This is a genomic window from Herbaspirillum sp. RV1423, from assembly GCF_000577615.1.
In the GTDB taxonomy this organism is placed as follows: Bacteria; Pseudomonadota; Gammaproteobacteria; order Burkholderiales; family Burkholderiaceae_D; genus Herbaspirillum.
This window is the reverse complement of the sequence record NZ_CBXX010000027.1, coordinates 1-16,841: the sequence shown is the minus strand read 5'-3', so window position 1 is coordinate 16,841 and position 16,841 is coordinate 1. Positions and strand designations below refer to the sequence as shown.

Sequence of the window (16,841 nt, the reverse complement as noted above, 5' to 3'; positions counted from 1 at the left end):
TCCATCAACGGACGTGAATGCCGGAGGCCGCGTTCATTGCATGACCGACATTTTCAACACCAGTCCGACTGCCGCGCAAGCCGCAATCACATGGATCACATTGCGCTTGAAGCGGAACAGGGCCACCACCGCCGCCAGCGCAATTGCCGCCGACACCCAGTCGAAGCCTTTGCCGAAGCCTTGCGGCCACAGCACGTGATAACCGAAAAAAGTCGCCAGATTGAGGATCACGCCAACAACCGCCGCGGTAATCGCGGTCAGCGGCGCGGTGAATTTGAGGTCTTCATGGGTCGCCTCGACCAGCGGGCCGCCGGCAAGGATGAACAGGAACGACGGCAAAAAGGTAAACCACGTCACCAGCGACGCGGCAGCAGCGCCGGCCAGAAACAGATGGTCCGGTCCCAGCAGCGCTTTCGCATAGCCGCCCACGAAGCCGACAAACGCGACCACCATGATCAGCGGCCCCGGCGTGGTTTCCCCGAGCGCCAGTCCGTCGATCATCTGCACCGGCGCCAGCCAGCCGTAGTGGCCGACCGCGCCCTGGTACACATACGGCAACACCGCATAGGCGCCGCCGAAAGTCATCAGGGCCGCCTTGGTGAAAAACCAGCCCATTTGCGTGAATGAATGATTCCACCCCCAGATCGCCGCCAGCAATCCCATCGGGATCGCCCAGAGCAACACGCCCGCCGCCGCGACGCGCACCAGTCCCGGCCAACTGAACTTCGCATGCCCGGGCGTGGGCGTATCGTCGTCGATCACCGCCTTGCCGAAAGAGGTGTTCCCTTTGCCGTGGCCGCCGCCGAGCGCGAACCTGGCCGGCGCGATCTTGCCGCCGCAGTAACCGATCAGCGCCGCCGCGGCGACGATGGCGGGAAAAGGTACGTCCAGCGCAAAGATCGCCACGAAAGACGCCGCAGCAATCGCCCACAGCGCGCCGTTCTTGAGCGCGCGCGAACCGATGCGATGCGCCGCCTGCAGCACGATGGCGGTCACGGCGGGCTTGATGCCGTAGAAGAGTCCCGCCACCACCGGCAGGTTGCCGAAGGCGATGTACAGCCACGACAAACCCACCAGGATCACCAGCGACGGCAGCACGAACAGCGCGCCCGCAACGATGCCGCCGCGCGTCTTGTGCATCAGCCAGCCGATGTAAGTGGCCAGTTGCTGCGCTTCCGGGCCGGGCAGCAGCATGCAATAGTTGAGCGCATGCAGGAAGCGGCGCTCGGAAATCCAGCGGCGGTTTTCCACCAGTTCCTGATGCATGATCGAAATCTGCCCGGCCGGGCCGCCGAAGCTGATGAAGCCGAGCTTGAGCCAGAACAGGAAGGCTTCGCCGAAGGTGGGCGGCGATGGAGGAGATTCGATTTTTTCCGACGAGGGGGACGCAGGAGTAGTCATTCTTCACATTTTTTAAGCAACGATCGTTCTTCTTCGGACTCTGGCCCGTCCGGCGGCACTCATGCCGCTCCAGTGTACTCGGCAATGCTGCGCCGGGCGATGCGCAAGGCGGCGTCGAGTTCGGCGGCCTTGACCTTGTAATCCGGCGCGGCGCCGTCGCCGGACAACAGGCCTTCCAGTTCGCCGGCCAGCCGGTGCACCTCGGTCAGGGCCAGCGTACCGGCGCTGCCGCGCAGCTTGTGCGCCAGCGTCCTGGCCTGCATCAGCTCATCGGCCTGGATGTACGCCAGGATATCGCTGCCGGTCCGGCCGTACTGTTCGGCGAACTTGCCGAGGAACTTGCGGTAGGTTTCTTCGCTGCCCCAGGCTTCCAGACCGACGGCGACATCGATGCCGGACGCATCGCGCGCCGACGTCCCGGCAGGATAGGCGTCGCCGGGAGTTGCCGATGCATACGCCGGCGCGACGTGCTTGCGCCGCTCCAGTTCAGCCGCGGACAGATGGGCGATGTGCTGACGAACCATAGACACGATCTGGTCGACATTGTAAGGCTTGGACAGAAAACCGTTCATGCCTGCGGCCATCGCGGCTTCCTGCTGGGCCTTGAAGGCGCCCGCGGTCAGCGCGATCACGGGCAGGTCGCGCAGTTGCAGGGTTTCGCGGATTTCGTGCGTGGCAGTGTAGCCGTCCATGACTGGCATCTGGATATCCATGAGCACGATGTCGACGCCTTGCGGGCGCTCGCGCAGCCAGTCGACCGCCTCCTTGCCGTCGGCGGCGGTGAATACTTCGGCGCCGTCGGCTTCGAGGATGCGTTTGGCGACCTCCCGGTTGATCTCGCTGTCGTCGACCACCAGCACCCGCACGCCGGTGATGCGGTCGTCGCCTGCCGCCGCCGGCTTGTCGGCGGGACCGCTGCCGCCGTTATTATTGGCGCTGCTGCGACGCTGGCGCACATGCATGACCGTGTTGTACAGCGTCGATGGCGTCAACGGCTTGGTGATCACGGCGTCGAGCAGTTCGGCATCGGGCGAATTCAACACGTCGTCGCGCGCATGAGCGGTAACCATGATGACGATGGGCGGCTGCTTGTGCGGCGAGGACGCTTCGCGGATCGCCTTGGCCGCCTCGATGCCGTCCATGCCGGGCATCTTCCAGTCCAGCAGGAAGATGTCGTAAGGCAGGTTATGACGCAGGCGCACCATGGTCTTGGAAACCGCATCCTGTCCCGACTCCACCACGTCGACCTGCCAGCCCATGGACTTGATGGTATCGGACAGCATGGCGCGCGCGGCGGCGTTGTCGTCGGCCACCAGCACGCTTAGCGGATCGTCCGCCGGCGATTTTTCCGCTGCCTGCGGCATGATCTGGAACGGCAGCGTGAACCAGAACTGACTGCCCTTGCCCGGCTCGCTGATGACGCCGATCTCGCCGTTCATCAATTGCGTCAGATGGCGACAGATGGTCAGGCCGAGGCCGGTGCCGCCGTAGCGGCGCGTGGTCGAGGTGTCTTCCTGGGTGAAGGCCTGGAAGATGTCCTGTTGTCTTTCCGGCGGAATGCCGATGCCGCTATCGGTCACGGCGAAGCGCAGCATGACCTGGTTGCCGTTTTCGCTGACGACCGCGACGTGGATGCTGATCTCGCCGCTGGCGGTGAACTTGATGGCGTTGCTGGTCAGGTTGGTGAGAATCTGCTCCAGCCGCAGGGCGTCGCCGTACAGATGTTCGATGCCGACGTCGTTGAAACCGACCACCAGTTCAACGTTCTTGTCGCCGATGGCGGGCGCATTGATGTTGACGACGTTCTCCAGCACTGTGCTCAGGCGGAACGGCACGGACTCGACCTCCAGCCGGCCGGCTTCGATCTTGGACACGTCGAGGATGTCGTTGATGATGCCCAGCAGCGAATGGCCGGCCACGATGATCTTGCGCAGCAGATCGCGCTGGTCGGGCTGCAAGGCGGTCTTTTCCAACAGATAGGTGAGCCCCAGCACGGCGTTCATCGGCGTGCGGATTTCGTGGCTCATGTTGGACAGGAAATTGCTCTTGGCGCGCGTGGCCGACTCTGACCTGGACAAGGCCAGCTCAAGGTTGCTGTTGGTGTCGCGCAGCGTTTTGGTCTGCTGTTCGACCAGGCCTTCCAGATGCTGGCGATACTGGTTGAGTTCTTTCTCCAGGCGCTTGTGCTCGGTGATGTCGCGCGCGATATAGGACGTGCCGACGATCTTCTTCTCGCCATCAAGTATCGGCGACACCGTCACCGAGATATCCAGCAGGCGACCATCCTTGTGCCAGCGCACCGTCTCGAAGTTGGAAACAGTCTTGCCCTGCATGATCTGTTCGGTGATGTGGTGCGCTTCGCCGGACCTTTCCGGCGGCACCAGGATGTAGGCCGACTGGCCGAGCGCTTCGCCGGCGAGACGGCCGAACAGCTTCTCGGCGGCCGGGTTCCAACTGGTGATGACGTCGTCCAGGCCGACGCCGATGATGGCGTCTTCGGACGAAGAAACGATGGAAGCCAGGATGGAGCGCGTCTCCTGATGCCGCAACAGCTCGGCTACACGTTCTTCGCTGGCGCTCAGTTCGGCTTCGGCCTTGACCCGCTCATGCACGGCGGTCTCGCGGCGGCCGCGGTGGGTCGCCAGTTGCCAGCTCAGCATGGCCAACGCCAGCAGGATCAGGCCGACGAACAGGCTCAGGCGCAGCAAAACGCGGTAATTATCGAGCATCACGCGCTTTTCCGGCAGGTACAACGCGACCGTCCACGGCGATTGCTGGTGCAGGCCGTAACGTCCGGCGCCGCTGCCGATATCGACGCGCTGCCACGACCAGATGCCGTCTTCGATGAGATTGCCGGCCGGTTGTCCGGTGATCATCCGCCAGACCTTGGGATAGCGCTTGGCCACGGTCTCTTCGCGCTTGAACATGAAGGCCCATTCGTCGGCGCTGTTGCTGCTATACAGCCAGTAGCCTTCACCGTTAAGCAGCATGGCGCGGTTGCCGCCGCGCTCCACCTGGTTGGAAAAACGATCCAACAGCGGCGCCATCAGCAGGTTGATGATAAGGATGCCGCCGGGCTTGCCCGACGTCGTCGCGACCGGCACCGCCAGTCGCACAGTGGGTTTGTGCGGCATTTCGATCTTGCCGTTTTCAACATTCAGGTCCATCGGCGAGACCAGCATCTCGCCGTGCGGCAGAGCCATCGTATCCGCGAAATACGGGCGGTCCTTCTTGTTCTGCAGCGCCGCTGCGGGCGCCGCCACCGGTCCCATGCCGGTCATGTTGACGCGCACTTTTTCCATGCCGTCCGCATCGATCCAGCGCACCTGATCGTAGTAAGGATTGCGCAGCATCAAAGTGGAAAAATTCTCCGCCATCAGCGCCATATTGGCCGGACTGGGATCGTTGATCGCCCGGACGATGGGGACCTCGCTGACGAGAATGCTCAGATGCCGCAGCGGCGCATCCAGATCGTTGGCCAGGGTTGCCGCACCGAGGGCCACATGTTCGCGCTGCTCCAGTTGCATACGCCGCAGTTCGGCATCGACGCGGGTGTGATACAGGAAGGCTGTGGCGGCCAGCACCAGCGCCGCCAGCGGTAGAAACTGCGCCAGAAAATAGTACCGGTTTCCCCTCGACCTGGGCATGCGTTCTCCTGTCAGAAAATCCGCCCGGCGAGTTGCGACGCTGCGGTGCTGCGGATGCGGAACGGCTTCGTGCAGGTTCTTATGATGCGCCGCCGGCCATGCGTTCTTGTATTGTCCGGGCCATTATGCCCATGAACTTCAAGCGTGGCAATTTGTCGGCGGCGTGCATTGCGCTTACGGGGAGTTTCGCGCGGCGCTTACACTTCGGTGAAGCTGGTGTTGACCGATACCGCGGCCCATCTGGCCATCTCTTCCTGCAAGGCGCCCAGCTTCTTGCCGACATGCAAGATGGCGGCGGCGCCCGGCAGCAGATGCAGCGGCGGCTCCTCGGAAGCGATCGCTGCGCAGCATGGCGCACAAGATCGGCACTCATGCCGGCCGGGCCGGATTCAGAACGGCGACGCGCCCGAAAGCATGCCTTTTTCCGCACCGACCTCCTCGATCTGGAACAGGTCGGAAAACTCGCAGCACTCCTGCGCCAGCATCAGGATGGAAGAAATGAAATTGCTCTTGCGCTCGCCGCGATAGAGCGCGACGTAGGGTATTTCCGGCAGCGCCGGCGTGGTTTCCACGACTTCCAGCGCGCCGCGCTCGATCAGCGAGCGCAGGCACAGGTGCGGCAGGTAGCTCACGCCCATGCCCGATACGGTCAGACCGATCAACGCCACCAGGCTGCTGCAACTGATCGAATTGGAAGGCGACACGACCTGCGATTTGAACCAACGGTCATAAATGATCCCGGTGCCGGATTTGTCCCCCTGCGTCAGTATGGTGTGCGCCGCCAGCTCATGCATGCGCAGCACGCGCGAGCCCGAGGGCAAACGCGGCAACAAGCCCGGCTTGGCCATCCACACGCTCTTGACCTTGCCCATCGGCAGGACCGAGAAGCGCGACTCGGCAAATGCGTCCGGCACGATGATGGCGTCGATTTCATCGGCAAGCAGCTTGTCGCGCAGGGTGACGCTGAGATCGACGTCCGGCTCGATCACGACCTTGGGATAATGTTCGCGCACCAGCCGCACCAGGCGCGGCAGCCAGGTCATCGCCGTCAGCTCGGTGACGCCGATGCGCAAACGCCGCTCCACCACCTCCGGCTTGCTGAGCTGCTCGACGGCGGCGTCGCGCTGTTCCAGCAGGCGCCTGGCTACCAGCAACAGTTCCTCGCCCTTCTCGGTCAGCCGCGCCTGGCGCAGGTCGCGGTCGAACAGCGCGGTATCGAAACTGACCTCCAGTTCCTTGATGCGCTTGGATATCGCCGACTGCGTGGTGTTGAGCTTGCGCGCGGCAGCCGCGAACCCGCCCAGGGCGGCGATCCAGTACAGGGCTTCGAGCTGTTTGAAGGAAAACATGGGCGCTTGCGTTGAGATGGTGCAATACGCTTATCATAACGTCATTACATTCCAAAAAGCGATGCAAATTCATAATTAAATATCGCTTTTTTTAGTTTTCCGGCGCTCCTATCATCCAGCTAACGATAAATACATTAGCTGTCGATATACAGGAGATCATGAATGTCAGCCTCCCCTTATGTTATCCATCCCGCCCCCGAAGTCGCGCCTGCAGCCACGCTGGATGCGTTGCGCGAACTGGTGGTATCGCACCTGAGCGACAACCTGCAGCGACTGTCCGGCGTACGCGGACTGCAACGCCTGCATCGCGGCCGCAAGCTGGTCGGCACCGCCTTCACCGTCAAGACCCGCCCGGGCGACAACCTGCTGATCTACAAGGCGCTGATGATGATGTCGCCCGGCCATGTGCTGGTAGTCGACGGCGGCGGCGAAACCAGCAACGCGCTGGTGGGCGAACTCATCATGCTGTACGCGCAGCAGCGCGGCTGCGCCGGTTTCGTCGTCGATGCCGCGGTGCGCGACAGCGCCGCTTTTCACACGGCCGATTTTCCTTGCTACGCGCGCGCCGTCGGCCATCGCGGTCCGTACAAGAACGGCCCGGGCCAGATCAACGTACCGGTCGCCGTCGGCGGCCAGACGATCCGTCCCGGCGACCTGGTCGTGGGCGATGAAGACGGCGTCGTTTCATTCCCCTTCGACCAGGCCGATGCGCTGATCGCGGCCGCGCAACAGACCGCCGCCATCGAGGAAGCCATCAAGGCTGAAATCGCCAACGGCAAGGTCGAACAGGCCTGGCTGAACAAGGTGCTGCAACCCTACGGCCTGTAGAAATCATTTCATCCGCTATTTTTCTGGAGCAGTAATTGGACAATCTGGACAACCGGGACACCCTCCTGGCAAACCGTCTTTCCGCCGTCAAACCTTCGCCGAGCATGGCCGCCAAAGCCCGCGTCGACGCCCTGCGCGCCGCCGGGCGCAAGATCATCGATTTCACCATCGGCGAACCTGACTTCGCCACTCCTGCGCATATCGTCGCAGCCGGCGTCGATGCCCTGCAATCGGGCCACACGCGCTACACCGGCTCGACCGGCACGCCGGCGCTACGCGCTGCCATCGCCGCCAAACTGGAGCGCGAGAACGGCCTGAAGTACGGCGCTGACGACATCGTCGTCGGCAACGGCGCCAAACACATCATCTACAGTGCCTTCGCCGCCACGCTCAACGACGGCGACGAAGTCATCATCCCGACGCCCTACTGGGTGTCCTATCCCGACATGGCGGCCATCAACGGCGGCGTGCCGGTGATCGTGCATTGCGATGCCTCCAGCGGCTTCAAGCTGACCGCCGCCGCGCTGGAATCGGCCATCACACCACGCACGCGCTGGCTGGTGCTGAACACGCCGAACAATCCGAGCGGCGCGGTCTATACCGCCGACGAGTTGCGGGCCATTTGCGCCGTGTTGCTGCGCCATCCGCAAGTGTGGCTGATGACCGACGAGATCTATGAACACTTCGTCTACGGCGGCGCGCGCCATGTGTCGCCGCTGCAGGTCGAACCGGCGCTGGCCGCGCGCACGCTGGTGGTCAACGGCGTCTCGAAAGCCTATGCCATGACCGGCTGGCGCATCGGCTACGGCGCCGGTCCGCGCGTGCTGATGAAAGCGCTGGCGCTGCTGATGTCGCAAAGCACCACCTGTCCCAACGCGATGAGCCAGGCCGCTGCCGTCACCGCCCTGTCCGGGCCGCAGCAATGCGTGCAGGAGGGACGCGATCTGTTCAGCAGCAGGCGCGACCGCATCGTCGCGCTGATCAATGCGATTCCCGGCTTGTCCTGCCTGCCGCCGGACGGCGCCTTCTATGTGTTCGTCGACGTCGCCGGCCTGGTCGGCAAGCATACGCAGCAAGGCGCGGCGCTCGGCAACGATGTCGATGTCATGATGTATTTCCTTGAGCAGGCCGGCGTCGCGACGATCGACGGCGCATCCTACGGCCAGCCTTCCTATTTGCGCATGTCGTTTGCCACCTCGATCGAACAGATCGAATCGGGTTGCCAACAACTGCGCGATGCTGTATCTCAATTGACGCCAAAGTAATTCAACCAAAACCAACGGAGGAATCATGTTCAAACTCAAACAGTCTGCTGTCGTCGCTGCGGTCCTGATGGCGGTCAGCTTCTCTGCGGCAGCCGACCAGCTCGCCGACATCAAACAAAAAGGCACGCTGATCTGCGGCACGCTGGGCACCGCCGAGCCGTTCAGCTTCCCCAATCCTTCGACGCGCGAAATCCAGGGTTACGACGTCGACTTCTGCAAGGCCGTGGCAAAGAGCCTCAACGTCAAGCTGGAGCTGAAGATGATTTCGGTCGCGGCCCGCATCCCCGAGCTGCAGCAAAACCGCGTCGACATCGTTGCCGCCAACCTCGGCTGGACGCCGGAACGCGCCGAGCAGATCGCCTACAGCGACAGCTACTACGTCAGCCTGCAAAAGGTCGCCGCCAAGCGCTCGTCCGGATTCAAATCGCTCAACGACCTGGCCGGAAAACGCGTCAGCGCGACCAAGGGCTCGACGTCGGAGCTGGGCGTGCGCAAGTCGCTGCCGACCGCCAGCACGACCACTTTCCAGGATCCGCCGGCAGCTTTCCTCGCCATGCAACAAGGCAAAGTGGAGGGTTTCGCCGTATCTGAACTGATGCTGGTCAAGTTCAAGCAGCAGACCGAAGACAGTTCGCCGATCGACATCCTCGAACCGCCGCTCATGAACGAAGCCTGGGGCATCGGCATGCGCAAGGAAGAAACCGCGCTGATCAAGCATGTCAACGGCGTGCTGGAGAACATGGAAAAAACCGGCGAAGCAAAACAGGTCTTCGACAAATGGCTTGGCCCCAACACGGCATATAAATTGCATCGCGGCTTCAAGATCGAACCGATCAAGGGTTGATCGGCCGCCGGCCGCGACGTTGACTGACGACTGAGCGGCCGGGATGACGATCTTCGCTGCCGCCTGTCCGGTGCAAACGGGACAGGCGGCAGCAATGCAATGGGGGAAGGCTTTTTTATGAGTATCAAACTGGATTTTTCGGTGTTGCTGCGCGAAGATTACCCGCGCCTGATCATCGAAGGAATCGCCACCATGCTGCAGCTCACCGGCTATGCCTGGCTGCTGGCAATGGCGGTCGGCATCCTGCTGGCGTTGCTGCGCATGACGCGCAACCGCTGGGCCGAGCGCGTCGTCGCCTTGTTTGTGGAGTATCACCAGAACGTGCCGATGCTGGTGCAGATTTTCCTGTGGTATTTCGGCGTGCCGACCTTGCTGCCGGATTCCGTGCAATTGTGGTTCAACCAGCGCCACAGCGAATTCCTGTTCGCCGTCATCGCGGTCGGACTGTGCATGTCGGCCTACATCTCGGAAAGCCTGCGCAGCGGCATCCGCGCGATTCCCTCTTCGCAGATGGAAGCCGCCCGCGCGCTCGGCCTGTCCTATCTCAAGGCCTCGCGCCTGGTGATTTTGCCGCAGGCCCTGCGCATCGCGCTGCCGACGCTGGTCAGCCATACCGTGCTGCTGTTCAAAAACACCAGCCTGGCGATGGCCATCGGCGTGGCCGAGCTGACTTACGCCACGCGCGAAATTGAAAGCCAGTCCTTCCACACCATCGAAACCTACCTGCTGACGACCGTGGTCTATCTCGGCATTTCGCTGCTGATCATGGCCGGCGGCGCGGTGCTGGAAAACCGTTACCGCATCAAGACGCGCTGAGGACTATTGTGATCATCGACATTTTTCATATCCTGCGCGACAACTGGACGCTGCTGCTGATCGGCCAGTATCCCAACGGCCCGCTCGGCGGACTGGCGATCACGCTGATTCTCTCCGTCGCCGGCCTGGCGCTGGCGTTTCCGGTCAGCGTGCTGCTGGCGCTGGGACGCGTCAGCCCGCTCGCGCTGCTGCGCCTGCCGGCCGCCGCCATCGTCTACACCGTGCGCGGCGTGCCGCTGGTGATGTTCATCTTCTGGGTGTACTTCTTCGTGCCGCTGCTGATCGGCACCACCATTACGGGTTTCACCACCATGCTGGTGACCGTGGTGCTGTATGAAGCCGCCTACCTGGCCGAAGTCATCCGCGCCGGCATCGAAGGCCTGTCTAAAGGCCAGACCGAGGCCTCGCGCGCGCTAGGCATGAGCTATCTGCAAACCATGTTCAAGATCGTGCTGCCGCAGGCGCTCTACAACATGCTGCCGGCGATGGTCAGCCAGTTCGTCTCGACCATCAAGGAGACCTCGCTCGGCTACGTCATCAGCGTCAACGAGCTGACGTTCGCCGCCAACCAGATCAACAGCACGCTGCTGACCAAGCCTTTCCCCGTGTTCCTGATGCTGGCGCTGATTTACTTCGCGCTCTGCTCGCTGCTGACGCAGTTGGCGCGCTGGCTGGAACGCCGCATCGCCAGACGCCGCAGCGGCAGCGCGCGCACGGCGCCCGCGGCTGCCGTGGCGGCGCCGATGGCGGTCTAGAAATTACTATTGGATATTCATCATGGCAGAAAATCAGAACCGGCAAGACCCGCTCTCTCCACACATGATCTCGTTCGAACAGGTCAACAAATGGTACGGCGCCTATCACGCGCTGGCGGATGTCGACGCCCATGTCGCCAAGGGCGAAGTGGTGGTGGTGTGCGGTCCGTCCGGATCGGGCAAATCGACGCTGATCCGCACCGTCAACCGGCTGGAAGAAATCCAGAAGGGCAGGATCGTTTTCGACGGCCAGGACATCCATGCGCCGAAACTGGACCTGAACCATTTCCGCGCACGCGTGGGCTTCGTGTTCCAGAGTTTCAACCTGTTCCCTCACCTGTCGGTGCTGGACAACATCGTCATGGCGCCGGTCAACGTACGCGGCGCCAGGCGCAGCGACGCGCGCGTGCGCGCACTGGAACTGCTTGAGCGAGTCGGCCTGGCGAGCAAGGCCGGGGCCTATCCCGGCCAGTTGTCGGGCGGCCAGCAACAGCGCGTGGCGATCGCCCGCGCGCTGGCGATGGATCCGCCCGCCATGCTGTTCGACGAGCCGACATCGGCCCTCGATCCGGAAATGGTCGGCGAAGTCCTGCAAGTCATGAAGCAATTGGCGCGCGACGGCATGACCATGATTTGCGTCACGCATGAAATGGGCTTCGCGCGCGAAGTGGCCGATCGCGTCTGGTTCATGGACCACGGGCGGTTGGTCGAAACCGGTACGCCGGACGATTTTTTCCTGCGGCCGCAAAGTCCGCGCGCGCAAAAATTCCTGACGGAGTTGCGCACTCACTAAACCCGCTAAACCATTACGTCGCCGATCAGGGGCAATCATGCCGCATCATCGATACGGCCAGGAGAAGACTTCATGAAATGGAATGACATGCGCGTGTCGCTGAGGCTGTCGGCATGCATCACCGCCTTGCTGGTGGCAATGCTGAGCGTGACCGCGATCACGCAATACTATGCCATCGACTCGGCCGGCAGGGCCTTGTCCTCGGTGCAGGATTACGACCGGCGCATCGTCACCGCCGTCACGTGGCTGGGCACGGCCGAGCTGACCAGCGAACGCATGGTCGCGGCCTTGCACACTTCGGACGGCGACCTGGCGGCGCAGTACGAACAGGACGTGCAATCCGGCCTGGCGCGCATGCACGCCGCGCAAAAGAATGTCTCCGCCCAATCGCAAAGCGCCGCGGACCGCGCCGCCCTGACCGGCATCGAAGCGATTCGCGGCAAGCTCCTCGACATCTCGAAGCAAGCCAGCGCGCTCTCCTACAAAGGCGACGTCGGCGGCGTCCAGACCCTGATCGACAATGCATTGAAGCCGGCCATCGCCTCCTATCTCGGCGCACTGGCCGGCTTTGTGAAGCTGCAGGAACAGCAGCGCGACGACATGCTGCTGCAAGTGCAGGAGCAGCGCCTCACGCTGATCTATGCCGGGCTGGCGGGAGCGCTGCTGCTCCTGCTCGCCGGCGGCCTCACCGCTCTGGCGATTGCCCGCTCCATTACACGTCCGCTGACCCATGCCGTCGCGCTGGCTGAAAAAATCGCCCACGGCGATCTGGCGGAACAGCCCGGCGCCGGCAGCATGCGGCGCGATGAATTCGGCCAGTTGTTGCAAGCCCTGGGCAGCATGTCCGCGCGATTGCGCACCGTCGTCTCGAACGTGAGGAGCGGCGTCGGCTCGGTGTCGACGGCATCGGCCGAGATTGCGTCCGGCAATCACGATCTGGCGGCGCGCACCGAACAAACGGTCGCCAAATTGCAACTGACGGCATCGCGCATGGAGGATTTTGCCGGCACCATTGCGCAATCGATGCGCTCCGCCGGCGAAGCCAACCGGCTTGCCGTGACAGCGGCCCGCGCAGCAGAGCATGGCGGCAAGGTGGTCGGCGACGCGGTCAGCAGCATGGCCCACATCACGCAATCCTCGCATCAGATTGCCGACATCACGAGCGTGATCGACGGCATCGCATTCCAGACCAACATCCTGGCGCTCAATGCCGCCGTGGAAGCGGCGCGCGCCGGCGAGCAAGGGCGCGGCTTTGCGGTCGTGGCAGGCGAAGTGCGCAGCCTGGCCCAACGTTCCGCCCAGGCCGCCAGAGAGATCAAGACACTGATCGAGACCTCGCTGGAGACCGTACGCACCGGCTCGCGCCAGGTCGGCGATGCCGGCAGCGCCATGTCGGATATCGTCAGCGGCGTGCGCCAGGTCGCGCAACTGATCGAAGAAATCGCCGCCGCCTCGCACGAACAGAACGACGGCATCGGCCAGGTCAATCGCGCCGTCGCCGATCTCGACGACATGGCGCAACAGAATGCCGCCCTGGTGGAGCAAGCCGCGGCAGCCGCGCAATCGCTGCGCGATCAGGCCGCCGAACTTGCGCAACTGGTCAGCGTGTTCAAGCTGGACGACGACGCCGTCGCCCGCCTGCCCGGCCCGCAGGCTTCTCCCGGGGATGCCCGGCTGCTGATCGGCTCGTCGGCATAAACTTTCGAGATGGCGCCGGCGCGCCGACAACGCGTCGGGAGATGGAAAAAGCGCTACATTGTGGGTTTTCCCACACTTCAAGGAATGACCATGTCCATCCAAGTCAAGCGCGACCAGTCGCTCGCCATGCGCCACATCGTCCACGTGCGCAACCACCTCATCTCGGTCGATGGCCTGGTGGAAGAAGGCGGCGCCGACGCCGGCCCCAACCCGCACGACCTGTACGATGCCGCGCTGGGCGCCTGCAAGGCGCTGACCCTGGTGTGGTACGCCAAGCGCAAGAACATCCCGGTTGAAGACATCCAGGTCAGCATCGAACGCGACGCCAGCGGAGAACGGCAAGGCGTCTACCGCCTCGCCGCATCGATACACCTGAGCGGCGACCTCACCGACGCGCAGCGGCAGGAACTGCTGGCCGTCGCCGACAAATGCCCGGTGCAAAAACTGATGACCAGCGTCAGGACCGAAGTGACCACGACGCTGGCCTGATCGCCGCTTTGACGACGCCTTAGCGCCTGTTTGCGATCAATTCGCGCAACACCGTTTCCAGTTCCACCACGCCCTTGCGGCTGCCGGCCCGTCCGCCTTCGAACTCGATCCAGCCTTCGTTGAAGCCGTCCAGCATCTGCATGCGCGGCAGCGGATTGCGCATGCCCTGGGCGCGAAACGCGTCGGCCCAGGTGAACCGCGGCACGGCCTGGGCCGCCACGTCGCGGCCGAGCAGCTTGCCGAAGCAGGCGGCGACCTCATTGGGCGTCATGCGCTTTGGACCTTCCAGCTCGACGACGCGCTTGCCTTCCCATTCCTCTTGCAGCAACTCTGCCGCGACGCGGCCGACATCGGCGGTGGCGACCATCGGTACCGGCTTGTCGAGCGGTTGCAGGTAACTCGGCATGACGCCGTCGCGGGCCGGAGCAACATCCCACAGCGCGTTTTCCATGAACCAGCCGGCGCGCAGGAAGGCCGCCGGCATCGGCAGGTCGCGCAATGCTTCCTCCAGCAAGCCGAGCTGGTTCAGCAGATTGGACTGGCTGGCCTGGGCGCCGACGGTCGACAGGCAGACCACCTTGCGCGGCTGCGCAGCGAGCAGCGCCTTCCTGATTGCGGCGATGGTGGCGCGCGCTTCCGGAAAGCCCGCGCCCGGATCGAAGGTCGGCGGCAGCAGGATGAACACGCCCTGGGTGCCGTGGAAGGCGCGCTCCAGCGCGTCGGCGTCGTTCATGTCGGCCAGCGCCAGGTCGCAGCCCTGCGCCACCCATTGCGCGCCCTTGGCGGCATCGCGCACGACGGCGCGCACCGCTTTGTGTTGCCCCAGCAGTTGCCGCGCGACGACGCCGCCGACCTGACCTGTGATTCCTGTGATTGCGTACATGGTTCTCTCCATTGCTTGATATGACTGTGACGGAATGTCACGGCGGCGAAACGCTGCATGGAGAGAATTGTGGCCTTCTGCGTTATGGATTAAAACAGCATCAATGTCATTTGATTCATGACTGATTTACACGAATAGAGATTTCGCTTGCCAACGCCGTCACATCTTAAGCTTCAACCGCGCCAGCAACGGCGCGCCGAACAGGTTGACGGCAAGGCCGATCATCAGCAATGCGCCGCCGGCGAGATGCACCGCTTGCAATTGCTCGCCGAAGGCCAGCCAGCCGGTGGTGAGTCCGACCAGCGGCACCAGCAGCGTGAATGGCGCGACGCGATTGACGGCATAGCGCGACATGAGGAAATTCCACACCGCATAGCCGAACAAGGTCGACGCCCATGCGATGTAGGCGACCGCACCGAAGGATTGCAGGCTGAAGTTGTGCAGCGCCGACGTGATGGCGGCCGGGCCTTCGATCAGCCATGACAGCGCGAACAGGGGCAGCGGCGGCACCAGGCTGGCCCACACCACGAAGGCCAGTTGATTGATCGGACCGTGGCGTCCCACCGCGCGGCTGACGATATTGCCGCATGCCCACATGGCTGCCGCCGCGATCGTCAGCAGGAAACCGGTCAACGGCATCGAAGCGCCATGCGCGCTGCCGATCAGCAGCAAACCGCCGGCCGCCAGCAGCAGACCGACGAGCTGGTTGGCCTGCCACTTCTCCCTCAGCCATAACGCCGTCAGCAGCAGCGTGAAAAACGATTGCGACTGCAACACCAGCGACGCCAGTCCGGACGGCATGCCGGCATGAATGGCGCTGAACAGGAAGGCGAACTGTCCGACCGACATCGTCAGCCCGAACGCCAGATAGAGGCGCAGCGGCAGCTTGGGCGGCCGCACCAGCAGCAAGGCCGGAAAGGCCGCGAGGATGAAGCGCAGGCTCGCCAGCAGCAATGGCGGCACGCCGACCAGGCCTACTTTGATGATGGCGAAATTGACGCCCCATACCAGGATGACGAGCAAGACGAGAGCCAGATGGCTGGGGCGCATCGGTGGGACATGCATGGTGGTGAATCGGCGCGCGACGACGGGCGCCCGATAAAGCGTTGAAAGGCAGACATTCTATCGCTTCATCGGAAAATGAGCTGGCCGCCGCGGGCGGTGCTCCAGGGAGTCCAACCGCCCTCGTCCGCCCGGTTCAGCGCATCGCCAATATCCGCGCGTCCACGTTCCTGATGTCCTTGGTGCCGGTCAGCGCCATGCTGACGTCGAGTTCCTTGTGCAGGATCTGCAGCATTTTGGTGACGCCTTCGCCGCCCATGGCGCCCAGGCTGTACAGGAAGGCGCGGCCGATCATCGTGCCCTTGGCGCCCAGCGCGGTGGCCTTGAGGATGTCCTGGCCGGTGCGGATGCCGCCGTCGAACCAGACTTCGATCCGGTCGCCGACCGCTTCGGCAATCGCCGGCAAGGCTTCGATCGACGAGATCGCGCCGTCCAGTTGGCGGCCGCCGTGGTTGCTCACGACCAGCGCGTCGGCGCCGGTCTGCGCGGCGATCCTGGCGTCTTCCACGTCGAGGATGCCTTTGAGGATCAGCTTGCCGCCCCATTGTTCCTTGATCCAGGCGACGTCGTCCCAGTTCAGGGTCGGGTCGAACTGGCTGGCGGTCCACTGGCTCAGCGTCTGGATGCCGCTGCCGCCGCCGGTGATGTGGCCGGCCAGGTTGCCGAAGGTCTTGCGTCCGCCCAGCGCGCGCAGCGCCCAGCCGGGTTTTCCTGCCAGGTCGAGCAGGGTGTCGAGCGTGAGTTTGGGCGGCACCGACATGCCGTTCTTGAGGTCCTTGTGGCGCTGGCCGAGGATTTGCAAATCCAGCGTCAATACCAGCGCCGAGCATTTGGCGGCCTTGGCGCGATCGATCATCGATTTGACGAAGCCGCTGTCGCGCATCACATAGAGCTGGAACCAGAACGGCTTGGTGGTGACGCTGGCGACGTCTTCGATGGAGCAGATGCTCATGGTCGACAGCGTGAACGGGATGCCGAACTTTTCGGCGGCGATGGCGCCGAGCATTTCGC

At 63.4% G+C, this 16,841-nt stretch carries 14 protein-coding genes; 8 read left to right on the top strand and 6 right to left on the bottom strand.

The genetic code is table 11. The features are described from left to right. Nucleotides 1-33: 33 nt before the first annotated feature. The 3 genes from chrA to RV1423_RS19865 all read right to left on the bottom strand — a co-directional run bounded on the left by chrA (nt 34) and on the right by RV1423_RS19865 (nt 6,397). The gene (gene chrA / locus RV1423_RS19875) at nt 34-1,401 is read right to left on the bottom strand and encodes a chromate efflux transporter (RefSeq protein ID WP_034300441.1); all 1,368 of its coding nucleotides are present in this window, start codon (nt 1,399-1,401) and stop codon (nt 34-36) included. A 59-nt stretch (nt 1,402-1,460) separates the two neighbouring features. Then, nucleotides 1,461-5,048 carry a response regulator gene (locus RV1423_RS28615; RefSeq protein WP_051516803.1) on the bottom strand — a complete coding sequence of 1,196 codons (3,588 nt, stop codon included), beginning with the start codon at nt 5,046-5,048 and terminating at the stop codon, nt 1,461-1,463. Nucleotides 5,049-5,437: 389 nt separating this feature from the next. Next, complete coding sequence (locus RV1423_RS19865) at nt 5,438-6,397, bottom strand: LysR family transcriptional regulator (RefSeq protein ID WP_034300439.1); 960 nt, start codon at nt 6,395-6,397, stop codon at nt 5,438-5,440. A gap of 162 nt (nt 6,398-6,559) precedes the next feature. Between RV1423_RS19865 and RV1423_RS19860 the strand changes: the two genes are divergently transcribed. From RV1423_RS19860 to RV1423_RS19825, 8 genes are all read left to right on the top strand, one after another. Continuing rightward, nucleotides 6,560-7,225 (top strand): RraA family protein, encoded by a 666-nt coding sequence (locus RV1423_RS19860; protein WP_034300436.1) that lies wholly within the window; start codon nt 6,560-6,562, stop codon nt 7,223-7,225. A 44-nt stretch (nt 7,226-7,269) separates the two neighbouring features. Further along, nucleotides 7,270-8,490 carry a pyridoxal phosphate-dependent aminotransferase gene (locus RV1423_RS19855; RefSeq protein WP_034300516.1) on the top strand — a complete coding sequence of 407 codons (1,221 nt, stop codon included), beginning with the start codon at nt 7,270-7,272 and terminating at the stop codon, nt 8,488-8,490. Between the two features lie 25 nt (nt 8,491-8,515). Then, complete coding sequence (locus RV1423_RS19850; protein WP_034300434.1) at nt 8,516-9,334, top strand: ABC transporter substrate-binding protein; 819 nt, start codon at nt 8,516-8,518, stop codon at nt 9,332-9,334. A gap of 117 nt (nt 9,335-9,451) precedes the next feature. Then, a complete protein-coding gene (locus RV1423_RS19845) occupies nt 9,452-10,150 on the top strand; it encodes an amino acid ABC transporter permease (RefSeq protein ID WP_034300431.1) in 699 nt (232 codons plus the stop codon). A 20-nt stretch (nt 10,151-10,170) separates the two neighbouring features. Further along, nucleotides 10,171-10,905, top strand: coding sequence for an amino acid ABC transporter permease (locus RV1423_RS19840; RefSeq protein ID WP_197034970.1), 735 nt, complete (start codon nt 10,171-10,173; stop codon nt 10,903-10,905). 64 nt (nt 10,906-10,969) lie between these two features. Next, on the top strand, nt 10,970-11,698 hold the full coding sequence (locus RV1423_RS19835) for an amino acid ABC transporter ATP-binding protein (RefSeq protein ID WP_034300429.1): 729 nt from the start codon (nt 10,970-10,972) through the stop codon (nt 11,696-11,698). A gap of 72 nt (nt 11,699-11,770) precedes the next feature. Then, the gene (locus RV1423_RS19830) at nt 11,771-13,396 is read left to right on the top strand and encodes a methyl-accepting chemotaxis protein (protein WP_081768903.1); all 1,626 of its coding nucleotides are present in this window, start codon (nt 11,771-11,773) and stop codon (nt 13,394-13,396) included. A gap of 90 nt (nt 13,397-13,486) precedes the next feature. After that, nucleotides 13,487-13,885, top strand: a complete 399-nt coding sequence (locus RV1423_RS19825; protein ID WP_034300426.1) for an OsmC family protein — start codon at nt 13,487-13,489, stop codon at nt 13,883-13,885. A gap of 19 nt (nt 13,886-13,904) precedes the next feature. Here the strand turns inward: RV1423_RS19825 and RV1423_RS19820 are convergent, their stop codons facing one another. The 3 genes from RV1423_RS19820 to RV1423_RS19810 all read right to left on the bottom strand — a co-directional run. After that, entirely contained in the window at nt 13,905-14,768 is an 864-nt protein-coding gene (locus tag RV1423_RS19820) for an NmrA family NAD(P)-binding protein (protein ID WP_034300423.1), read from the bottom strand. 159 nt (nt 14,769-14,927) lie between these two features. Continuing rightward, nucleotides 14,928-15,818, bottom strand: a complete 891-nt coding sequence (locus RV1423_RS19815) for an EamA family transporter (RefSeq protein WP_034300420.1) — start codon at nt 15,816-15,818, stop codon at nt 14,928-14,930. Nucleotides 15,819-15,966: 148 nt separating this feature from the next. Further along, nucleotides 15,967-16,841 (bottom strand): alpha-hydroxy acid oxidase (locus tag RV1423_RS19810; RefSeq protein WP_034300416.1); only part of this gene is annotated, 875 nt, incomplete at its 5' end.